Annotated in this window: 20 protein-coding genes; 15 read left to right on the forward strand and 5 right to left on the reverse strand. The window is 67.3% G+C overall.

From position 1 onward, the window contains the following. Positions 1 to 116 precede the first annotated feature (116 nt). The 5 genes from DZC73_RS13965 (at position 117) to DZC73_RS13985 (ending at position 4864) form a co-directional block, all read left to right on the forward strand. Entirely contained in the window at positions 117 to 464 is a 348-nt protein-coding gene (locus tag DZC73_RS13965) for a thioredoxin family protein (RefSeq protein WP_235835122.1), read from the forward strand. 41 nt (positions 465 to 505) lie between these two features. Further along, complete coding sequence (locus DZC73_RS13970) at positions 506 to 1396, forward strand: hypothetical protein (protein WP_124540920.1); 891 nt, start codon at positions 506 to 508, stop codon at positions 1394 to 1396. A gap of 109 nt (positions 1397 to 1505) precedes the next feature. Further along, positions 1506 to 2882: a pyridoxal-phosphate dependent enzyme gene (locus DZC73_RS13975; RefSeq protein WP_124540921.1), complete on the forward strand. Its 1377-nt coding sequence runs from the start codon at positions 1506 to 1508 to the stop codon at positions 2880 to 2882. Beyond that, positions 2879 to 4063 carry a trans-sulfuration enzyme family protein gene (locus tag DZC73_RS13980; protein WP_124540922.1) on the forward strand — a complete coding sequence of 395 codons (1185 nt, stop codon included), beginning with the start codon at positions 2879 to 2881 and terminating at the stop codon, positions 4061 to 4063. Before DZC73_RS13975 ends, DZC73_RS13980 begins: the two co-directional genes overlap by 4 nt. 126 nt (positions 4064 to 4189) lie before the next feature. Continuing rightward, positions 4190 to 4864, forward strand: a complete 675-nt coding sequence (locus DZC73_RS13985; protein ID WP_124540923.1) for a PEP-CTERM sorting domain-containing protein — start codon at positions 4190 to 4192, stop codon at positions 4862 to 4864. Here the strand turns inward: DZC73_RS13985 and DZC73_RS13990 are convergent, their stop codons facing one another. Beyond that, a complete protein-coding gene (locus DZC73_RS13990) occupies positions 4865 to 6124 on the reverse strand; it encodes an MFS transporter (protein ID WP_124540924.1) in 1260 nt (419 codons plus the stop codon). It lies immediately after the preceding gene. Positions 6125 to 6155: 31 nt separating this feature from the next. Next, complete coding sequence (locus tag DZC73_RS13995) at positions 6156 to 6995, reverse strand: dienelactone hydrolase family protein (protein WP_124540925.1); 840 nt, start codon at positions 6993 to 6995, stop codon at positions 6156 to 6158. A 339-nt stretch (positions 6996 to 7334) separates the two neighbouring features. Here DZC73_RS13995 and DZC73_RS29710 point away from each other — a divergent pair, with 339 nt between their 5' ends. Then, positions 7335 to 8942, forward strand: a complete 1608-nt coding sequence (locus tag DZC73_RS29710) for a chitinase (protein ID WP_124540926.1) — start codon at positions 7335 to 7337, stop codon at positions 8940 to 8942. A gap of 226 nt (positions 8943 to 9168) precedes the next feature. Continuing rightward, positions 9169 to 11817, forward strand: coding sequence for a M1 family metallopeptidase (locus DZC73_RS14005; protein ID WP_124540927.1), 2649 nt, complete (start codon positions 9169 to 9171; stop codon positions 11815 to 11817). Here the strand turns inward: DZC73_RS14005 and DZC73_RS14010 are convergent, their stop codons facing one another. Next, positions 11818 to 12660 (reverse strand): GH12 family glycosyl hydrolase domain-containing protein, encoded by an 843-nt coding sequence (locus tag DZC73_RS14010; protein WP_124540928.1) that lies wholly within the window; start codon positions 12658 to 12660, stop codon positions 11818 to 11820. 232 nt (positions 12661 to 12892) lie between these two features. Between DZC73_RS14010 and DZC73_RS14015 the strand changes: the two genes are divergently transcribed. The 7 genes from DZC73_RS14015 (at position 12893) to DZC73_RS14045 (ending at position 18858) form a co-directional block, all read left to right on the forward strand. Beyond that, complete coding sequence (locus DZC73_RS14015; protein WP_124540929.1) at positions 12893 to 13111, forward strand: TOBE domain-containing protein; 219 nt, start codon at positions 12893 to 12895, stop codon at positions 13109 to 13111. 10 nt (positions 13112 to 13121) lie between these two features. Continuing rightward, on the forward strand, positions 13122 to 13733 hold the full coding sequence (locus DZC73_RS14020; protein ID WP_124540930.1) for an RBBP9/YdeN family alpha/beta hydrolase: 612 nt from the start codon (positions 13122 to 13124) through the stop codon (positions 13731 to 13733). Between the two features lie 119 nt (positions 13734 to 13852). Next, positions 13853 to 14866 carry a sulfate ABC transporter substrate-binding protein gene (locus DZC73_RS14025; RefSeq protein ID WP_124540931.1) on the forward strand — a complete coding sequence of 338 codons (1014 nt, stop codon included), beginning with the start codon at positions 13853 to 13855 and terminating at the stop codon, positions 14864 to 14866. Between the two features lie 176 nt (positions 14867 to 15042). Beyond that, positions 15043 to 16053 (forward strand): sulfate ABC transporter substrate-binding protein, encoded by a 1011-nt coding sequence (locus DZC73_RS14030; protein ID WP_124540932.1) that lies wholly within the window; start codon positions 15043 to 15045, stop codon positions 16051 to 16053. Between the two features lie 9 nt (positions 16054 to 16062). Further along, entirely contained in the window at positions 16063 to 16896 is an 834-nt protein-coding gene (cysT, locus tag DZC73_RS14035) for a sulfate ABC transporter permease subunit CysT (protein WP_124540933.1), read from the forward strand. Between the two features lie 2 nt (positions 16897 to 16898). Next, positions 16899 to 17804 (forward strand): sulfate ABC transporter permease subunit CysW, encoded by a 906-nt coding sequence (cysW, locus tag DZC73_RS14040; protein WP_124540934.1) that lies wholly within the window; start codon positions 16899 to 16901, stop codon positions 17802 to 17804. A gap of 4 nt (positions 17805 to 17808) precedes the next feature. Continuing rightward, the gene (locus DZC73_RS14045) at positions 17809 to 18858 is read left to right on the forward strand and encodes a sulfate/molybdate ABC transporter ATP-binding protein (protein WP_124540935.1); all 1050 of its coding nucleotides are present in this window, start codon (positions 17809 to 17811) and stop codon (positions 18856 to 18858) included. Between the two features lie 3 nt (positions 18859 to 18861). Here the strand turns inward: DZC73_RS14045 and DZC73_RS14050 are convergent, their stop codons facing one another. Continuing rightward, on the reverse strand, positions 18862 to 19440 hold the full coding sequence (locus tag DZC73_RS14050; protein WP_161974582.1) for a DUF1569 domain-containing protein: 579 nt from the start codon (positions 19438 to 19440) through the stop codon (positions 18862 to 18864). A 94-nt stretch (positions 19441 to 19534) separates the two neighbouring features. Then, positions 19535 to 20479 carry a CysB family HTH-type transcriptional regulator gene (locus DZC73_RS14055; RefSeq protein WP_124540937.1) on the reverse strand — a complete coding sequence of 315 codons (945 nt, stop codon included), beginning with the start codon at positions 20477 to 20479 and terminating at the stop codon, positions 19535 to 19537. Between the two features lie 175 nt (positions 20480 to 20654). Here DZC73_RS14055 and DZC73_RS14060 point away from each other — a divergent pair, with 175 nt between their 5' ends. After that, positions 20655 to 20999, forward strand: a complete 345-nt coding sequence (locus tag DZC73_RS14060; RefSeq protein ID WP_124540938.1) for a hypothetical protein — start codon at positions 20655 to 20657, stop codon at positions 20997 to 20999. Positions 21000 to 21065: the final 66 nt, after the last annotated feature.

The following is a 21065-nucleotide window of genomic DNA, read 5'->3' on the forward strand; positions in this document are numbered from 1 at the left end:
GCCAGGCGCAACATCACTCCCGTCTTGTCTCCTCGCCCCCCAAGGGCGGTTTGTGCACCCCGGTTCCGCAGGGCTGAACCGGGGTGTTTTTTCGTCGGCTGATGCACACTTGCGCCATGACCAGCGCGCCCCCTCTCCTCGTTGCCGGCCTGTGCGCCCAGTGGTGCGGCACCTGCCGCGAGTACCTGCCGATGTTCGAGCGGCAAGGCGTGGCCTTTGATGGAAAGACCCGCTTCGAGTGGGTGGACATCGAAGACCATGACGAGGTGCTGGGCGCTCTGGACGTGGAAAACTTTCCGACCCTGCTCATCGCCCGCGGCGACGAGGTGCTGTTCTACGGCGTGGTGACGCCGCACGAGCAGACCCTGGCGCGGCTGGTGCAGACCGCACTGGACGGCGACCTCAAGCCGGTGAATGATCCGCAGCTCGCGGGTTTGCCGCAGCGGGTGCGGCAGGCGATGTGATCCACCACAAGAACAACAGGTGTGCCCAAGGAGGAAATGTCATGACGGCGATCAGCAGTTTCATCGACCAGGGCTGGAACGATCATGTCGATGATCTTCCCGGCGTCACCGCCCGGCTCAACGACGGCTTTGCGCTCCTGGAGGATTCCCCGGCCGACCTGAACGGCCTGCTGCAGCTGGCCGAACATGTGCACATCGTGCACCGTGGCGACCCCCAGGCCATGCAGCTGGTGATCGAACGCGCCGCCGCCTTGCTGGCGCGGCAGGGCGATGCGCAGACCACGGTGAACAAGGCCCGCGTCTCGATGGCCTTGCTGCGCGACGAGCCGGTGGATGCGTCCACGCTGCCCCTGCCGGCGCTCATCCGCGCCCATGGCAGCGCCGTGTGCGGCCTCGCGGCCCGCGACGAAGTGGCCAAGGCGCGCCGCCTGTTGCAGGCCACCGCCTCGCTGGCGCGCGATGCCGATGCGGCTGTTCGCACCGATGCCACCAAGGCCCTGGCGGCCACGTACAACAACCTCGCCAGCCTGCTGCTGGACATCCCGCGCAGTGCGCAGGCCGGCCAGCTCATGCTGGACGCCGCCGCCCATGCACGCAGCACCTGGGCCGAAGTGGGCACCTGGCTCAACGTGGAACGTGCCGACTACATGCTGTCCATCTGCCACGCCGCCATGGGCCACGGCGCTCGCGCGGCCGAGCATGCGCAGTCGTGCCTCGCGGTGTGCGAGGCCAATGCGGCCGATGCCTTCGAGCGCTTCTTCGCCCACGAGGCCATGGCCCGCGCCTTGCTCGCTGACCACAACAAGCAGGCGGCGCTGCTGGAATCGCAGCAGATGCAGGACCTGCTCGCGCAGATCGCCGACGAGGGCAACCGCGCCTATGCATCGGTGGTGCTGTCCAAGCTCCAGAAGCAAGAGTCGCAACATCCCTAGGAACCCGGGTGGCAAGCCGGGCTGCCGGGCGTAGGATGGTCTTTCCACAGGGCGCCAACGCGCAATCCGCACGGCGTCCATCATTCCTGCAAACCCACAAGGTGATGGCATGACCACCAACTCCACGCGTCCGGCGGTGCTGGACCAGATCGGCAACACGCCGCTCGTGCAAGTGACCCGGCTCGACACCGGCGTCTGCACGCTCTTCCTCAAGCTCGAAAACCAGAACCCCGGCGGCAGCATCAAGGACCGCATCGGCCTGTCCATGGTCGATGCCGCCGAGCGCGACGGCCGCCTGAAGCCCGGCGGCACGGTGGTCGAAGCCACCGCCGGCAACACCGGCCTGGGCCTCGCGCTCGTGGCGCGCGCCAAGGGCTACCGCGTCGTGCTGGTGGTGCCCGACAAGATGTCCACCGAGAAGGTGCTGCACCTCAAGGCCCTGGGCGCCGAAGTGCACATCACCCGCTCCGACGTGGGCAAGGGCCACCCCGAGTACTACCAGGACTTGGCGGCGCGCCTGGCCCGCGACATCCCCGGCGCCTTCTTCGCCGACCAGTTCAACAACCCCGCCAACCCGCTGGCGCATGAGACCAGCACCGGCCCCGAGATCTGGCAGCAGATGGGGCATGACGTGGATGCCATCGTCTGCGGCGTGGGCTCGGCGGGCACCATCACCGGCCTGAGCCGCTATTTCAAGAAGGTGCAGCCCGAGCTGGGCTTCGTGCTGGCCGACCCGAAGGGATCCATCGTCGCGGAGTACACCCGCAGCGGCAAGGTGGGCAATGCGGGGTCGTGGGCGGTGGAAGGCATCGGCGAGGACTTCATTCCCAACATCGCCGACCTCACCAGCGTGTGCGCGGCCTACGAGATTCCCGACCAGGAAAGCTTCAGCACCGCCCGCGAACTGCTGCGCGCCGAGGGCATCCTGGGTGGCTCGTCCACCGGCACGCTGCTGGCCGCCGCGCTGCGCTACTGCCGCGAGCAGAAGACGCCCAAGCGTGTGGTGAGCTTCGTGGTCGACACCGGCACGCGCTATCTCTCGAAGATGTACAACGACCAGTGGATGCTCGACCAGGGCCTGCTGCCGCGCAAGCGCTACGGCGACCTGCGCGACGTGATCGCACGCCGCGTGGAAGAAGGCAGCGTGGTGAGCGTGGGTCCGGAAGACACCCTGCTCACGGCCTTCGCCCGCATGCGTGCAGCCGACGTGTCGCAGGTGCCGGTGCTGGACGGCAAGAAGCTCGTGGGCGTGCTCGATGAATCCGACGTGCTCATGAGCGTGCATGCCGACGCCGCGCGCTTTCGTTCCACCGTGAGCACGGCCATGACCGATGCCCCCGAAACCCTGTCGCCCAAGGCGAGCCTGGCTGAACTTGAAGCCGTGCTCGACAAGGGCCTGGTGGCCATCGTGGCGGACGCCACCGGCTTCCACGGCCTCATCACCCGATTCGACCTGTTGAACCATTTGAGGAGAACGCTCTCGTGAGCACCGACGATTCCAAGAAGAACCTGTCCTTCGCCACCCGCGTGATCCACGCGGGGCAGTCGCCCGACCCGTCGACCGGCGCGATCATGCCGCCCATCTATGCCACGTCCACCTTCGTGCAGCAGAGCCCGGGCGTGCACAAGGGGCTGGACTACGGCCGTTCGCACAACCCCACGCGCTGGGCCTTCGAGCGCTGCGTGGCCGACCTCGAAGGCGGCTCGCAGGCCTTCGCGTTCGCATCGGGCCTGGCGGCCATCTCGACGGTGCTGGAACTGCTGGATGCCAACTCGCACATCATCTCCGGCGACGATGTGTACGGCGGCACCTTCCGCCTCTTCGAACGCGTGCGCACGAAGAGCGCAGGGCACCGCTTCAGCTTCGTGGACCTGACCGATCCGAAGAAGCTGATCGCCGCCATCACGCCGCAGACCAGGCTCGTGTGGGTGGAGACGCCCACGAATCCGCTGCTGCGTTTGGCTGACCTGCAGGCCATCGCCGAGATCTGCCGCGAGCGCGGCATCCTCTGCGCGGCGGACAACACCTTCGCGAGCCCGTGGATCCAGCGTCCGCTGGAGCTGGGCTTCGACATCGTGGTGCACTCGACCACCAAGTACCTCAACGGCCATTCGGATGTCATCGGCGGCATCGCCATCGTCGGCAAGGAGCCGCGGCATGAAGCGGTCCGCGAGCGCCTGGGCTTCCTGCAGAACGCGGTGGGTGCCATTGCGAGTCCCTTCGACAGCTTCATGGCCCTGCGCGGCGTGAAGACGCTGGCCTTGCGCATGGAACGTCATTGCAGCAACGGCCTCGCGCTGGCGCAGTGGCTGTCGCAGCAGCCGAAGGTGGAACGCGTGCACTACCCGGGGCTGGAGTCGCATCCGCAGCATGCGCTGGCGAGAAAGCAGATGCGCGGCTTCGGCGGCATGATCTCGCTGGACCTGAAGACCGACCTCGCCGGCGCGCGGCGCTTCCTGGAGACGGTGAAGATCTTCTCGCTCGCCGAAAGCCTGGGCGGCGTGGAAAGCCTCATCGAGCATCCAGCCATCATGACCCACGCGACGATTCCCGCGCAGACGCGCAAGACGCTGGGCATTGGCGACGCGCTCGTGCGCCTGTCGGTGGGAGTTGAGGATTTTGAGGACTTGCGGGAGGACCTGCGGACGGCGCTGGCGGCCATCTAGTTTCTTTTTCCTGGGACACGCATCCGTGCGGAAAGTCGCACCGTAAGTCTGGCTCGTCACCGGAGGCAGGCAGTGCGAGCGAGCCGGTGCGGATTTGTTTGTTCATCCAATCCCAGGAGCCCTTCCATGCGTTTGACATCCCTTGTGCGCCGCGCCTGCGGCACGTTGGCAGCCGGCGCTGCCGTGTCGCTGAGCGCGATCTCGACCCAGGTCCATGCGACCGAGGTCGTGTTCAGCACCGATCCCTTCCTCGGCAGCACGGCGCTGACGACACCCGGCCGCCAGGTGTTCGCCGGCCAGGAGCGCTTTCTCTCCGGCTTCAACCTCGCCTCCGACAGCTTCGTCTTCAATGCCGCGACCTTCGGGCTGGGCAACTCGCTGAGCTTCGTGAATTCGCTGTCGGGCGGCATCCCGGCTGCGGGCGCCGATGTCATCGTGCTGCAGGACACCGACAACGACGGCAACCCCGCCACGCCGTTCGCGGCCGGCACCGCCGCCAGCGTGATTGCAGGCAAGGTCAGCACCGACCATGCCGGGTTCTTCATCTATCACAACAGCGTGCTGGACGTGAACCGGCTGGTGTTCTCGACGAACCTGAATGATCCGGCGGCGGACCTGAGCATCCTTGCGCGCATCACGTCGCCGACCGGGCTGGATGCGATCAATGCATTGCCGCAGTTCACGAACGCGAACTTCGTGTCCAGTGTGCCGGAACCGTCGACGGCGGCGCTGGCAGCCATCGGCCTTGCGGGGGTGATGCTGATGCGCCGTCGGTCGAAGATGGCCGAACCGGCCGCCTGATCAGCCCAATCCCTCTTCGCGTGGCGGATGCTGTCGAAAGCTCCGCCATAAGCTGAGGTCATAGGCGATCTTCAGCGCCCCGCCCAGCAGCAGCGGCGCACCAATCCATCCGAAGGCGAACAGCCAACCGGCCAGTGCGGGGCTCAACGCTGATGCCAGACTGCGCGGCACTGCCGTGAAGCTCGCCGCTGCGGTGCGCTCGGCGGGCGTCACCACGCCCATCACGTAGGCGGTGCGCGTGGGCACGTCCATCTGTGAGAGCGCGGCGCGGATGAACAGCAGCACCAGCGTCATCGGCAGGCTGGGTGCCACGGCCGCCAGCATCAGGCAGACGTTGGCCGGGATGTGCGTGAACACCATGGTGTTGAGCAGGCCGATGCGCGCGGCAACCTTGGGCGCGGCGAACTGCGATGCGGCGCTGAGCAGGCCGGTCCAGAAGAAGAACAGGCCGGCTTGCGAGAGCGACAGGCCGAAGCGCTGGAAGAGCCACAGCGACAGCAGCGCATTGAGCACGAGGCCACCGGCAAAGGCGTCGACGCTGAACAGCACCGCCAGCTTCAGCACGATGCCGCGTGACGGACCGAGCGGCGTGGGCGGCGCGACGGCCTGCCCCTGCGCCGGCATGGGCAGGCCGCGGTACAGCAGCCAGATGAGCGCGCCCATCAAGGCATAGGCCGCGAACAAGGCGCGCATGCTGGCGAGCCGGTCCCATCCCGCCCATCGGTGCATCAGGTCCGGCACGCCGGCCGCCAGCGCACCGATGGCCGCGCACAGGGCGCCCAGCACGCTGTAGCGGGCGAAGAGGGCTGTTCTTGCTTCGCCTTGCGCCGCATGCGCGAGCCGGGCGTGCTCCAGCGGCAGGAACACGGACACATCGCCCGAGCTCGGGTTGAGCGTGCCCACGAAGGCGACCACCAGCAAAGGCCAGAAGGAGGAAAGGCCGGCGAAGCCGAGGCCGGTGGCCACCATCAGCGCCGCCGCCGTGATGAACAATGCCCTCGGCGCGAAGCGGTGTCCCCACGCGCCCACCACCAGCGTCGCCGCGGCCGAGCCCAGCAAGGTCGCGGTGCTGATGAGCCCCACCTCCAGCTGCCCCATGCCCAGTGCCAGCAGATAGGCCGGCAGCAGCACCGCCAGGTAGCCGTCGCACAGCGCGCGCATGCCGCGCGCGGCCAGCATGCGCCACGCCTCGGGCGCGGTGCCCGCGGGCAGCAGCACGCGTGTCAGCAGGTGGGGCGATGAGGCAGCGGCGTCCGTCATGGACGCCAAGCCTACGCGAAGCGCCGAAGGCCTACGGCCGCAATCCGTTCTGCGCGAACCAGGCCTTCATGCGCTGCCAGCCGTCCTCGGCCGCCTCGGGCCGGTAGCTCGGGCGGTAGTCCGCATGGAAGGCATGCGGGGCGCCGGGGTAGACCAGCACCTGCGAGGCGCTGTTGACCTTCTTCAGGTCGGAGCGCAGCTCCTCCACCTGCGGCATCGGGATGCCCGGGTCCTCGCCGCCGTACAGGCCGAGCACCGGTGTCTTGAGCTGGCCGGACACGTCCAGCGGGTGGCGTGGCTGCAGGGCGTTCTTCGGGCCGGTGAGCTTGCCGTACCAGGCCACCGCGGCCTTCAGCCGGGGCTGGTGCGCGGCATACAGCCAGGTGATGCGCCCGCCCCAGCAAAAGCCGGTGATGCCCAGCCGGGCCGGATCGCCGCCAGCCTCGCGCGACCAGGCGTAGCAGGCGTCCAGGTCGGCCATGACCTGCTCGTCGGGCACCTTGTTGACGATCTCGGCGCGCAGGGCATCGATGTCGGTGTAGACGGTGGCGTCGCCCTGGCGGAAGTACAGGTCCGGCGCGATGGCGAGGTAGCCGAGCTTGGCCAGCCGGCGCGCGACGTCGCGGATGTATTCATGCAGGCCGAAGATTTCCTGCACCACGAGCACGACCGGGTGCGGGCCGGGCCGGTCGGGGGCGGCACGGTAGGCCGGCAGCACGCCGGTGGCGGTGGTGATCTTCACGTCCTCGGCCACGAGGCCGGCGGTGTCGGTCCGGATCACGGCCATGGTGTTGGGTGGACGGACCGCGGCGGCGTAGCTCGATGACGAAGGGGGTGACGCAGGATTCGGAGGTTGCTGGGTTGAGCTCATGGGCGTGATGCCCTCGCAATGAATGTGCCGTTCAGGATGGATGGGATCTTCGCAGCCTCGCAGCCGCGATTTGGTGAAGGTCGGAAATGCCTGCGCGACGAGCGGGCAATTGCAAATTCCGCCCGCACCGTCTTGAGGCATACAACGGGCACAAGCTTTGCTGGTATTGAAAAGGTATCTATTGGTACTCTAGTGGTTATACCGATGACGTCGTCCACCAGAGAGGGCGATAGTCGCGCCTGTGGTACCAGTGCGTTCCACTGGTGATTTGCTTCCCCGTCGTACCCCATCACACCCCGTCCCGAGCCCACAACCCAAGTCTCCCAGGAGAACTCCGCCATGTCAAAGACCACCTGCATACCACGTAGCCACAAACTGCGCATCCTGAGCGCGTTGTCGGCAGCCTTGCTGGCGACCTCCGTGTATGCGGCGTATCCGGCATGGAAGGCGGACACCTTCTACAAGGCGGGGACCATCGTCTCCTACAACGGCCACGACTACCAGGCCCTGGTGGACCAGACAGACTACACCGGCACCGGCTGGAACCCGACGAACACCAGCCTGTGGAAGGACCTGGGCACCAGCACCAACCCGCCGGCCCCTGCACCCGCTCCGGCCCCCGCACCGACGCCTGCGCCCGCTCCTGCACCGGCCCCTGCGCCCGCCCCGGGCTGCCAGCCGGCGTGGAATGCGTCGACCGCCTACACGCAGGGCCAGCAGGCCAGCGTGAACAACATCAACTACAAGGCCAACTGGTGGACGCAAGGCCAGAACCCGGCCAACAACAACGGCCCCGCCGGCAGCGGCCAGCCCTGGACGCAGGTGAATGTCTGCGGTGCACCCGCTCCGGCGCCCGCTCCCGCACCGGCCCCGGCGCCCGCTCCGGCACCAGCCCCCGCGCCTGCGCCTGCGCCGGCTCCTGCCCCCGCACCTGCGCCCGCCCCGGCTCCGGCGCCTGCACCCGCTCCGGCCCCCGCGCCCATCCCGGGCCTGGCCAAGCATGCGCTCGTGGGCTACTGGCACAACTTCACCAACCCGGCGGGCCCGACCTTCCCGCTGAGCCAGGTGTCCAACGACTGGAACGTGATCGTCGTGGCCTTCGGCGATGACGCCGGCAACGGCAATGTGAGCTTCACCGTCGACCCGGGCGCGGGCACCGAAGCGCAGTTCATCGCCGACGTGCAGGCACAGCGCGCCAAGGGCAAGAAGGTGGTGCTCTCGCTGGGCGGCCAGAACGGCTCGGTCACGCTCAACAGCGCGGCCAACGTGACGAACTTCGTCAACAGCATGTACGCCATCATCCAGAAGTACGGCTTCGACGGCGTCGACCTGGACCTGGAAAGCGGCAGCGGCGTCTCGATGGGCGCGCCCATCCAGACCAACCTGGTCAGCGCCATCAAGCAGCTCAAGGCCAAGGTGGGCTCCAGCTTCTACCTGTCGATGGCGCCGGAGTGGCCGTACGTGCAAGGCGGCTACGTGTCCTACGGCTCGATCTGGGGCGCGTACCTGCCGATCATCGATGGCCTGCGCAACGAGCTGAGCATCATCCACGTCCAGTACTACAACAACGGCGGGCTGTACACGCCGTACTCGACGGGTGCGTATGCCGAGGGCTCGGTGGACATGCTGGTGGGCGGCAGCAAGATGCTGATCGAAGGCTTCCCGCTGAGCTACGGCTCGGCCGGTACCTTCGCGGGCCTGCGTCCTGACCAGGTGGCCTTCGGCGTGCCGTCGGGCCCCAGCTCGGCGAACTCCGGCTTCGTCACCACCACCACGGTGAAGAACGCGGTGGACTGCATGGCCAAGCTCACCAACTGCGGCAGCGTGAAGCCCAACCAGGCCTACCCGACCTTCCGCGGCGTGATGACCTGGTCCATCAACTGGGACAAGCACGACGGCTACAACTTCTCGGTACCGGTCGGTTCCTACCTGAGAACACTTCCGTGACAGCCCCCCAGTCGCTGGCGCTCCTGCCCCCGAGGGGCGCCACCCTGCGGGCTGGCAAAGCCAGTCCCGCGGGCGTTGCTTGATGGGAATGCGCCCCGCGAAAGCGGGGCGCATTGTTTGGGAAGGCCATTCATCGCAAGGGAATTCCTGAGGGCCGTCGCGTTCGTCGTAAAGTGCGGCCCTTCCGCGTCAGACCCGAAGACGCGCACCTCAGGGAGTCCCCCCGATGACCCGACGCTCCACCCGAGCGATGACCCGCCTGGCCGCCGCCTGCACGATTGCGTGCGCCGCCGTGGTGCAGGCGCAGCCCCGATTCAGTTTCGACGACACGCCCGGTGTGTTGCCCAAGACCATCGTGCCTTCGCGCTACGCGATCACGCTGGACCTCGACCCCGCGCGCGACGACTTCAGCGGCCAGGTGCTGATCAACGTGAAGGCGCGCAAGTCCGTGCCCTTCATCGAACTGCACGCCAGCGAGCTCAAGGCCACGCGCGCGACGCTGTTCTCCGGCGGCGTCGCGCGAGCGCTGCATGTGGTGACGCAGGACGAGTCGCAGACCTGGCGCCTGATGCCCGTGGACAACGCGCCCATCGCCGTCGGCGACCATCGCATCGAGCTGGCCTACAGCGGGCAGGTGCATCCCTATGGCGAAGGCCTGTTCCGCGCCACCTCCGAGCGCAACGGCAAGACCGAGCCAATGCTGGCCACGCAGCTTGAGGCCATCTCCGCGCGCACGGTGTTCCCGTCCTTCGACGAGCCGGTGTTCCGCGCGGCCTTCCAGCTCACGGTGCGCGCACCCAGCCAGTACGAAGTGCTGTCGAACATGCCCGCGGAGAAGCACAAGGTGGACGGCTCCGCGACCGTGCACAGCTTCGCGGCCACGCCGGCCATGCCGAGCTATCTCTTCAGCGTGGCGGTGGGGCATCTGGAGTCCGTGTCCGGCCAGGCCGCGGGCGTGCCGCTGCGCATCATCACCGCGCCGGGCAAGCGCGAGCATGCGCACTACGCGCTCAAGGCCACGCAGCAATTGCTGCCCTACTACACGCAGTATTTCGGCGTGCCCTTTGCCCTGCCCAAGCTCGACCAGATGGCCGTGCCCAGCACGCGATGGGGTGCGATGGAGGACTGGGGCCTGATCTCCTACGCCGAGAACGACCTGCTCGTCGACGAGAAGAAGAGCAGCGCACGCACCCGACGCGACGTCTACCAGACGGTGGCGCACGAAGTGGCCCACCAGTGGTTCGGCAACCTCGTCACGGCCGCGTCGTGGGAAGAGATCTGGCTCAACGAGGCCTTCGCCACCTGGCTGGAGAGCAAGGCCACCGACAAGTTCAATCCGACATGGAAGGTGCCGCTGGACGATCGCGTGCCCATCGACCGCGCGATGCTCATCGACGCGGGCAGCGCCACGCGGGCGATCCGTTCCGGCCCGGTGCGCGAGTCGGCGGTGAACGACGTGTTCGATCCCATCACCTACGCCAAGGGCGGTGCGGTGCTGACCATGCTCGAGCACTGGATCGGCCCCAAGGCATTCCAGCAGGGGCTGGCGGCCTACATGCGCAGCCAGCGCCTGTCCAACGCCACCGCGGGTGACCTCTGGTATCACATCGGCCGCGCCTCGGGCCGCGACGTGAATGCGGTGGCCGCGAGCTGGACCGACCAGCCGGGCTTCCCGCTCGTGCAGGTGCAGGAGGCCTGCAAGGACGGCAAGGCCAGCGTGACCTTGACGCAAAGCCGCTACCTCAATGCGGCCGGCACGGCGACCACGCAGGTGTGGAAGATCCCGGTGTCCATGGCGCGCGGCAAGGCCGTGAAGACCCAGCTCATGGACAGCGCGCAACAGACCTTCAGCCTGGGCGCCTGCAGTGCGCAGCCGCTGGTCGTGAACGCGGGCGGCGGCGGGTTCTACCGCGTGGCCTACGAGCCCGCGGCGCTGAAGGCGCTGACGGCGTCGTATGCGGCGCTGGGCGAGGGCGACCGCATGGGTCTGCTGAGCGACACCTTCGCGCTGGTGCAGTCGGGCCGCGTGCCGCTGAACGACTACTTCTCGCTGCTGGCCGCGCTGCCGCGCGTGAACGACCCGTCGCGCACCATGCTGTGGAACGTCGCCCGCTCGCAGCTCGAATTCCTGGATTCATCCATGGCCGGCACGCCGGCGCAGCAGCAGGTGCGTTCCACCGGCCGCACGCTGCTGGGGCCGCAGCTTGCCAAGCTGGGTTTCACACCGGCAGCGAAGGAAGAGGCCGCGACCTCGGAGCTGAGGGCTGGCCTCATCCAGCTGCTGTCGCAGTTCGATGACGAAGAGACGGTGCGCAAGGTGCTGCGCGCATTCGACGACGACGAAAGCGGCAAGGCGCCGCTGCCGACCTCGCTGCGTGAAGCCATCATCCGCGCCACCGGCGTGCATGCCGACAAGGCGCGCTTCGACAAGCTGATGGCGCGGCTGAAGAAGGCGTCCGGTGAAGAGGAGCGCTGGTTGTATGCCAAGGCGCTCGCGTCGGGTCGCGATGCCAAGCGTGCGCAGGAGCTGCTGGCCGCCTCCACCAGCGACCTCGCTCCGCCCAACGTGGTGACGGCGCTGCCCGGCATGGTCGCGCGCAATTCGCCCTTCGGCGAGATGGCCTACCAGTACACGCTCTCGAACTTCAAGCGCCTGGGGGAACTGTCCGGTACCTGGGGCCGGCAGTTCCTGCTGCCCAAGGCGGCTGAAGGCTTCAACGATGCGGAGCGCGCGGCCAAGCTGGTGGAAGACCAGCGGCGCGAGGTGGGCAAGGACGGCGATACGCTGGCAGCGCGAGAGGCGGAGGCCATCCGACTGCGCGCTGCGGTGAAGGCGCGCGAAGCGGCGGGATTGGAGAAGGCCTTGCCCGGCTGATCAGTTGGCCGTGACTTCGAAGCGCTTCACCCAGGTCGTGCCGCTGCCCCCCATCACCTCATTGCCGAACTCCACGCTCGCCACGTACTCATCCTTGCTGGCCCACCCCTTGGCCACCATGTAGGCCAGCAGCGCCTGGATGTCGATGCGCCCGGTGTGCTGGATGGTCGGGCTCTTGAATGAGTAGATGGTCCAGCCGGTGCCGTCGCCCTTGTTGCCGATGTTGTCCATCTTCCACAGCTCGTAGGTGACGCCGTTGATCACCGGCCGGTCCACGATGCTGCCGGCCGGCGTCGCGCCTTGCTGGTAGTCCATCCAGAACATGATCTCGGTGGTGATCAGCTTGGGGTTGGGCGCGTCGCTCCAGGCGCCGCTGCGGGTCAGCCAGATCTCGGGCGCGAGGTTGTAGGTGCCGCGGGCATCGGTCTGAACGTCGAAGTCCATGGTCAGCGACTTGAGGTCGCCCACGCGCATCGGAAAGCGTGCATCCGACGGCTTGCCGCCTGACCATGGCTTCCAGCCCCACATGATCTGCGGATAGGCGAAGACCGACCGGTCCATGCCCGGCCAGTACCAGGTCCAGCCGACCTGCTTGCTGCCGTTCACCGTGCGGGTGAGCAGGCATTGCTCGGGCGTGAAGCCGCGCGCCTTGTCGGCGCCCCACATGTTGTTCTCGTACTTGTAGGCGCCGATGACCTGCGTGTCGCCGTTGCGGCACTGGGCCTGCACGTCAGGAAGGTGGCGGCCGGGTGCGCCCTGGGCTTGCGTTGCCGCCTCGGGGGACGGCACGTTCGAGCAGGCGGCCAGCAGTGCGGCTGCGCACAGGGCGGAAAGTCGGTACATCGCGAGGGTCTCCGTGAGGGGGCGGGTTCGGGGGATGGGTCGGACGATAACGGCAGGCCGCCTGCCGCCGCCTACCGTCGGGGGCGATTCGCCTGACCGATCTTGCGAATCTCTGGTCGGCCATCCGAACCTTCATGCGCAAACCTCATGAAGAGGCGCGCTTTCCTTCGTTCCCAAGCGATGCACCGGTGCTTACCGTGGGAGCACGTTTTCCAACACGTCCGTTCGCACCATGAGCATCAGCGCCATCAATGTTCGCAACCAGTTCCGCGGCAAGATCAAGGAAGTCATCGAGGGGCCGGTGGTCTCCGAAGTCGATGTGGAGACCCCCAGCGGGCTCATCGTCACCTCCGTGGTCACCACCCGCTCCGTCAAGGAGCTCCAGCTCGTGCCGGGCAAGGAGGTCATCGCCCTGGTGAAGTCCACCGAAGTGTCCATTGCGGCGCTCTGAGGGCCGCGCCATGGCCCGACCGTCCGTTCGCGTCCTCGTCATCCCCGGGCTGCACGGCAGTGGCCCGGCGCACTGGCAGACCTGGCTGCAGTCGCGCCTGCCCGGCGCCGTGCGCGTCGAGCAGGATGACTGGGACCATGCCCACCTGGAGGCCTGGTCGGCGCGCATCGGCGAAGTGCTGGACGAGGCACCTGACGCGCCCCATGTGGCCGTCGCGCACAGCTTCGGCTGCCTGGCGCTCGCGCATTGCCTCGGACAGCGGCGCCATCAACCGCGACGCGACGACCGGCCGGCCGGCGTCCAGGGCGCCTTGCTCGTCGCACCCGCGGAGCCTGAACGCTTCCACATCGCCCACCGCCTGCCGCACCACGGCCTGGACGTGCCCGCCATGGTCTTCGCCAGCGAGACCGACCCGTGGATGACGCTCACCAGTGCGCGCCGGTGGGCGGCGGTCTGGGGCGCCAACATCCTCAACCTGGGCGACGTGGGGCACATCAACGCCGAGGCCGGCTTCGGCCCGCTGCCGCGGGCCCTTCATCTGACGCAGGCCTTCATCCAGCGCATCGAGTCGTCTCGTCGGATGTCACGCGTGGACCTGGCTGAGCTCTCGTTTGCCATCTGAGGGATGGCGCTCATCGCACGCGAAGCGAATAAGCAAGGCCGAAAAGCTTCGTTCCGCCCGAGCCGGGCGGTTTCTACGATTCGTCACCTTTTCCAATTTTCTTCAAGGACCCTTTCGCCATGACCACGGCCCGCCTCCTCCGCCAATCGCTCTTGTCCCTGGCCCTCGCTGCCACGGCATGCGTGGCCATGGCCCGCGACATCACCCTGCTCAACGTCAGCTATGACCCGACGCGAGAGCTTTACCAGGAATACAACACCGCCTTCTCCAAGTACTGGAAGGGCAAGACGGGCGACAACGTCACCGTCAAGACCTCGCACGGCGGCTCGGGCAAGCAGGCCCGATCGGTCATCGACGGCCTGGATGCCGATGTGGTGACGCTGGCACTGGCCGCCGACATCGACGCCATCGCCAACGAGGCCAAGCTGGTCGCCCCCGACTGGCAGAAGCGCCTGAAGCACAACAGCACGCCCTACACCTCGACCATCGTGTTCATCGTGCGCAAGGGAAACCCCAAGGGCATCAAGACCTGGGAAGACATCGTCAAGCCGGGCGTGGGCGTGATCACCGCCAACCCGAAGACTTCCGGCGGCGCGCGCTGGGCCTACCTGGCCGCCTACGGCCATGCGCTGACCGCACCGGGCGGCAGCGAGGCCAAGGCGCAGGACTACATCAAGAAGGTCTTCAACGCCGTGCCGGTGCTCGACTCCGGCGCCCGCGGATCCACCGTGACCTTCGCCGAACGCGGCCTGGGCGACGTGCTGCTGGCCTGGGAGAACGAGGCCGGCCTCGTTCTCAAGGAATTCGGCGCCGAGAAGTTCGACGTGGTGTACCCGCCCGACAGCATCCTGGCCGAGCCGCCCGTGTCGGTGGTGGACAAGGTGGTGGCCAAGAAGGGCACGGCCGACGTCGCCAAGGCCTACCTGGAATACCTGTACTCGCCGGAAGGCCAGGACATCGCCGGCAAGAACTTCTACCGGCCGATCGACCCGGCGGCGCAGGCGAAGTATGCGAAGCAGTTCCCGGCGCTGAAGCTGTTCACGATCGACGGGGTGTTTGGTGGATGGACGAAGGCGCAGAAGACGCACTTTGCGGACGGCGGCGTGTTCGACCAGATCTACACCAAGCATTGATTGAGCCCAGTCGCTGGCGCTCCTGCCCCGCGGGCGTGGCTTGATGAAGGCCACGCGTGCGCGTGGCTCATTCATTTTTCGAATAAGGTTGAGCGAATTGCATTGTTGAACAACGCTTCATGCGTGAATAGCATGCACCTTCCTCCGACCTGCTGCTTTTCCAACAGCGATCCCGCATGCAATCCGCCCGCCGCCTCCTCGTTCTCGCACTTCCCGCCCTGGCCTTGTCCACGGCCGTCCAGGCTGCCGGCCCGGCGCTGCTGAACGTCAGCTACGACGTCTCGCGCGAGTTCTACAAGGACTACAACGCCGCCTTCATCAAGCACTGGAAGGCCACCGCCGGCGAGGACGTGACGATCAACCAGTCACATGGCGGTTCCAGCAAGCAGGCCCGTGCGGTGATCGACGGGCTCGACGCCGACGTCGTGACCATGAACCAGTCCAGCGACATCGACGCCATCGCCGACAAGGCCAAGCTGCTGCCGGCGGACTGGGCCAAGCGGTTTCCCAACAACGCGGCGCCCACGACCTCCACCACCGTCATCCTGGTCCGCAAGGGAAACCCCAAGGGCATCAAGGACTGGACCGACCTCGCCAAGCCCGGCATGAGCGTGGTCATTCCCAACCCGAAGATCACCGGCAACGGCCGCTACACCTACGTGGCGGCCTGGGGCGCGGCCATCAAGTCGGGCAAGAACCCGGCGCAGGCGCGCGAGATGGTGCAGGCCATCTTCGCCAACGTGCCGGTGTTCGACGGTGGTGGCCGCGCGGCCACCACCACCTTCGCGCAGCGCGGCATCGGCGATGCGCTGGCCACCTTCGAGAGCGAGGTCAACCTCATCAAGGCCGAGTTCGGCAACGACTTCGATGTCGTGTACCCGACCTGGAGCATCCTGGCGGAGAACCCGGTGGCGGTCGTCGACAAGGTGGCCGACAAGAAGGGCACGCGCAAGCAGGCCGAGGCCTACCTCAAGTACCTGTGGTCCGATGAAGCGCAGGAGATCGCGGCGAAGCACCAGCTGCGCCCGCGTTCACCGGCGCTGCTGGCCAAGTACGCCAAGGACTTCCCCAAGGTGAACCTCTTCACCATCGATGAAGTCTTCGGCGGCTGGAGCAAGGCCCAGAAGGACCACTTCGACGACGGCGCCACCTACGACCAGATCCTCGCCGCGGCGAAGAAGAAGTAGGCGGCGTCCATGTTCCTCTCGCGCACGCTCCTGCGGCGGCACAGCGTGCTTCCCGGCTTCGACCTCGCGCTGGGTTTCACGCTGCTGTACCTGAGCTTCATCGTGCTCATCCCCTTGAGCGCGGCGTTCCTCAAGACCTTCACCATGACCTGGCCGGCCTTCGTCGACGCGGTGGCTTCGCCGCGCGTGCTGGCCTCGTACAGGCTGACCTTCGGTGCATCGTTCGCCGCGGCCATCCTCAATGCCGTCTTCGGGCTCATCGTCGCCTGGGTGCTGGTGCGTTATGAATTCCCGGCCAAGCGCCTGGTGGATGCGCTGGTGGACCTGCCCTTCGCGCTGCCCACCGCCGTGGCCGGCATCGCGCTCACGGCGCTGTATTCGCAGAACGGCTGGATTGGTTCGTTCCTGCCATTCAAGGTCAGCTTCACGCCGTTCGGGGTGTTCGTGGCGCTCACCTTCATCGGCCTGCCCTTCGTGGTGCGCACGCTGCAGCCGGTGCTGGAAGACCTGCACAAGGAAGTCGAGGAAGCCGCGGCCACGCTGGGTGCGTCGCGCCTGCAGACCTTCACGCAGGTGATCTTTCCCATCATCACGCCCGCGCTGCTCACCGGTTTCGCGCTGGCCTTCGCGCGTGCCCTGGGCGAGTACGGCTCGGTGATCTTCATCGCCGGCAACATGCCCATGGTCAGCGAGATCACGCCGCTGCTCATCATCACCAAGCTGGAGCAGTACGACTACAAGGGCGCGACGGCCATCGCCGTGGTGATGCTGGTGTCGGCCTTCGTCCTGCTGCTGGCCATCAACGGCCTGCAGGCCTGGACGCGCAAGCGGCAGGGGCGCTGAAGATGAGCGCGATCCCCGTGTCCAGCGTGCCCGCGCGATCATCCGCCGGTGTCGCCCCGCGCCGCATCGCCGATGCCACCACCGAGCCCACCTGGGTCAAGTGGACGCTGATCGGCGTGGCCCTGGCCTTTCTCACGCTCTTCCTCTTCGTGCCGCTGGCGGTCGTGTTCGCCGAGGCGTTCAAGAAGGGCGTGGATGTGTACCTGGCCGCCATCACCGAGCCCGATGCGCTGTCGGCCATCAAGCTCACGCTGATCGCCGCGGGCATCTCCGTGCCGCTGAACCTCGCGTTCGGCATCGCGGCGGCGTGGTGCATCGCGAAGTTCGACTTCCGCGGCAAGAACCTGCTGCTCACGCTGATCGACCTGCCGTTCTCGGTGAGCCCGGTGATCTCCGGCCTCATCTACGTGCTGGTGTTCGGCCTGCAAGGCTGGTTCGGCGGCTGGCTGCGCGACCACGACCTGAAGGTCATCTTCGCCGTGCCCGGCATTGTGATGGCCACGGTGTTCGTGACCTTCCCCTTCATCGCCCGCGAGCTGATCCCGCTGATGCAGGCGCAAGGCACCGAGCAGGAAGAGGCCGCGCGCGTGCTGGGTGCCAACGGCTGGCAGATCTTCCGCCGGGTGACGCTGCCCAACATCAAGTGGGCGCTGCTGTACGGCGTCATCTTGTGCAACGCGCGCGCCATGGGCGAGTTCGGCGCGGTGAGCGTGGTGTCGGGCCACGTGCGCGGCACCACCAACACCATGCCGCTGCACATCGAGATCCTCTACAACGAGTACCAGTTCGCCGCCTCGTTCGCGGTGGCGTCCCTGCTGGCCAGCCTGGCGCTGGTGACGCTGGTGCTGAAGTACATCGTCGAGCAGCGGGTGAAGAAGGACCTGAAGGTCCAGGAAAGAAGCGAGTGAACGCATGAGCATCGAAGTCCGCAACCTCAACAAGCGCTTCGGCCAGACGGTCGTCTGCGACAACCTCAACCTGGACATCCCCGCGGGCGAACTCGTCGCGCTGCTGGGCCCTTCGGGCTCGGGCAAGACGACGCTGCTGCGCATCATCGCGGGCCTGGAAGTGCCCGACAGCGGCACCGTGCTCTTCCACGGCGAAGACGCGACGAACACCGACGTGCGCGACCGACAGGTCGGCTTCGTGTTCCAGCACTACGCGCTCTTCGCGCACATGACCATCTTCGAGAACGTGGCCTTCGGCCTGCGCGTGCGGCCCAAGGCCACGCGGCCGCCCGAGGCGCAGATCAAGGCCAAGGTGATGGAGCTGCTCAAGCTCGTGCAGCTGGACTGGATCGCCGACCGCTACCCCCACCAGCTCTCCGGCGGCCAGCGCCAGCGCATCGCCCTCGCACGCGCGCTGGCGGTCGAGCCCAAGGTGCTGCTGCTGGACGAGCCCTTCGGCGCGCTGGATGCGAAGGTGCGCAAGGAGCTGCGACGCTGGCTGCGCCGCCTGCACGACGAGATGCACGTGACCAGCGTGTTCGTCACGCACGACCAGGAAGAAGCGATGGAAGTCGCCGACCGCATCGTGGTGATGAACCATGGCCGCATCGAGCAGGACGGTCCGCCCGACGAGGTCTACGACCATCCGGCCACGCCCTTCGTGCTGCAGTTCCTCGGCGACGTGAACCTCTTCCACGGCCGCTACGACCGTGCCGGCGCGGGGCAGGGCGAAGTGAGCTACGTGCGTCCGCACGAGCTGCAGATCCTTGGCCAGCCGCGCGAAGGCTCGATCGCGGTGACCTTGTCACAGGCGCTCACGGTCGGCCCGAACACGCGGCTGGAGTTCAAGCGCGTGGACGACTCGAGCTACGTGGACGTGGAGGTGCCGCGCACCGAGTACACCGCGCTGCGCGAGTCCATCGGACTGCAGGCCGGCGCCACCGCCCACTTGCTGCCGCGGCGCGTGACGCGCTTCGACAGCGAGGTGATGCACGACCCCGCGGCGGCCATCTGAACCTCAGGCGGGGACGATCAGGTCCCAGTGATTCGCGATGTGCATGAGGTGCGCACGCGCGTAGTCGGACTTGTCCAGCGCACCGTAGGCAAAGTGCGGCGCGAGCGGGCCGGTGTGCTGGTCGAAGCGCTGCAAGGCCTGCATCACATCGTGGATGGCGGGCTGGAGTTCGAGTCCGTCAGGGATCGTGGGCAAGCCGGGGATGGGATCCTGCAGGCCGTGGTTCATCCGGCCGCGGGCGCCGAACACCGAGAAGGCCGCGCTGCCGATGCTCGCCTGGAACCAGGCCGGCTTGGGATGCGGGTAGCCGTCGATGGAGCCATGGATGCTTTGCGCCGCGTGGTGCAGCACGTGGGGCAGGTCCCAGCCTGAGCGCATCTTCATGGGCGTGGTGCGCAGCGAATCCAGCGTGCGCAGTGCCGTGGGCAGGTCGCGGAATTCAGCGCTGGCCAGCGCGTGGTCGCGGTGGGTGGCCACGTAGCCGGCGCCCGCTGCAACACCCGCAGCGGCCAACCCGCCCACGGTCAGGAACGCGCGGCGCTTGCGCGAGGGGGCGGACGGCGGCTTGGGCGATGTGTTCATGGCATGCGAAGGACTGCGCGGGGTGCGCAAGCCGTGATCGTATGCCGCCTCGCCCTGGGGGACTGTCAAAAACCGGACGATCCCAAGGCTGGGCTCAGGCCTCCTCGGGCTGCACCTCGCGCTGCAGCGCCTGCTGCACCACCTCACGCGTGAGCGTCGGGGCGAAGGCCTCCATGAAGGCGTAGACATAGCCGCGCAGCCAGGTCCCGCGCCGCACGGCCAGCCGGGTGAGGTTGACCTCGAACAGGGCGCCCGCGTCCACCGCCTGCAAGGTGCGGTCGCGCTCGGGATCGAAGGCGATGGATGCCACGATGCCCACGCCCATGCCCAGCTCCACGTAGGTCTTGATCACGTCCGCGTCCATCGCGGTGAGCACCACGCTGGGCTTGAGGCCCTCGCGTGCGAAGGCCTCGTCGATGTGCGTGCGGCCGGTGTAGCCCGCGTCGTAGGTGATGATCGGGTAGCGGGCCAGGCGCTGCAGCGTCAGCGGGCCGTCATGCTTGAAGAGGTCGTGCCCCGGCGGCGCGACCACGCTGTGCGTCCAGCGGTAGCACGGCAGCGCGACGAGCTGCTCGTAATCGGCCAGTGCCTCGGTGGCGATGCCGATGTCCGCCTCGCCCGACAGCAGCATCTGCGCGATTTGCTTGGGTGAGCCCTGGTGCAGGTTGAGCACCACCTGCGGGTAGAGCTGGCGGAAGTCGCGCACCACCGCCGGCAGGGCGTAGCGCGCCTGCGAGTGCGTGGCCGCGATGGACAGCCGCCCGCTCATCTGCGCGCTGAATTCCTCGCCGGCGCGGCGCAGGTTGTCCGCGTCCAGCAGCAGCCGCTCGACGATGGGCAGCACCGTCTCGCCCGGCGGCGTGAGCCCGGTGAGCCGCTTGCCCGCACGCACGAAGATCTCGATGCCCAGTTCATCTTCCAGCTCGCGGATCTGCCGGCTGATGCCCGGCTGGGAGGTGTGCAGGACGGAGGCGACCTCGGTGAGGTTGAAGCCGCAGCGGACCGTTTCGCGGACCGAGCGCAATTGCTGGAAATTCATGACAGCCCCGGGCGTGAGCTAACACGCCGAATGCATAAGAAGGGCTTGGATTCTGCGGAAACCGAGGAAGGGGGACAAGAACGGAATGGTTGTATCGATAGGCGGGGATCGAATAGCGCCTGATTCGTTCGTGTCCAAAGCGTATCCTGCGCAGCCTGTCTTCGGGGAGCACGCAATGGCTGATGGGTCGGCCAATGTGGAAGAACACACCTTCGTCTGGCCCACCGGGAACACCCACGGAATCGCCCTGCGCGCCTACGACTCGAAAACCGGGCTGTGGGCGATCTGGTGGGTCGACAGCCGCGATCCGCACGGCAAGCTCGATCCGCCGGTGCAAGGCCGCTTCGAGAACGGCGTCGGCACCTTCGATTCCGACTACGTCGCTGACGGCAAGCCGATGCGGGTGCGCTTTGTCTGGTCCCACGTCTCAGCCGACTCGGCCCGGTGGGAGCAAGCGACCTCGGCAGACAACGGGCAGACCTGGGACACCAACTGGATGATAGCGTTCGAGCGCATGTGACCGATTGCATGCCCGGCCGCAGCTGTCGGCCAGCTTTCAACAGCCGGCTTGGTATGCCCGCTCCCC

It is taken from the genome of Rhizobacter terrae (assembly GCF_003852895.1).
In the GTDB taxonomy this organism is placed as follows: domain Bacteria; phylum Pseudomonadota; class Gammaproteobacteria; order Burkholderiales; family Burkholderiaceae_C; genus Albitalea; species Albitalea terrae.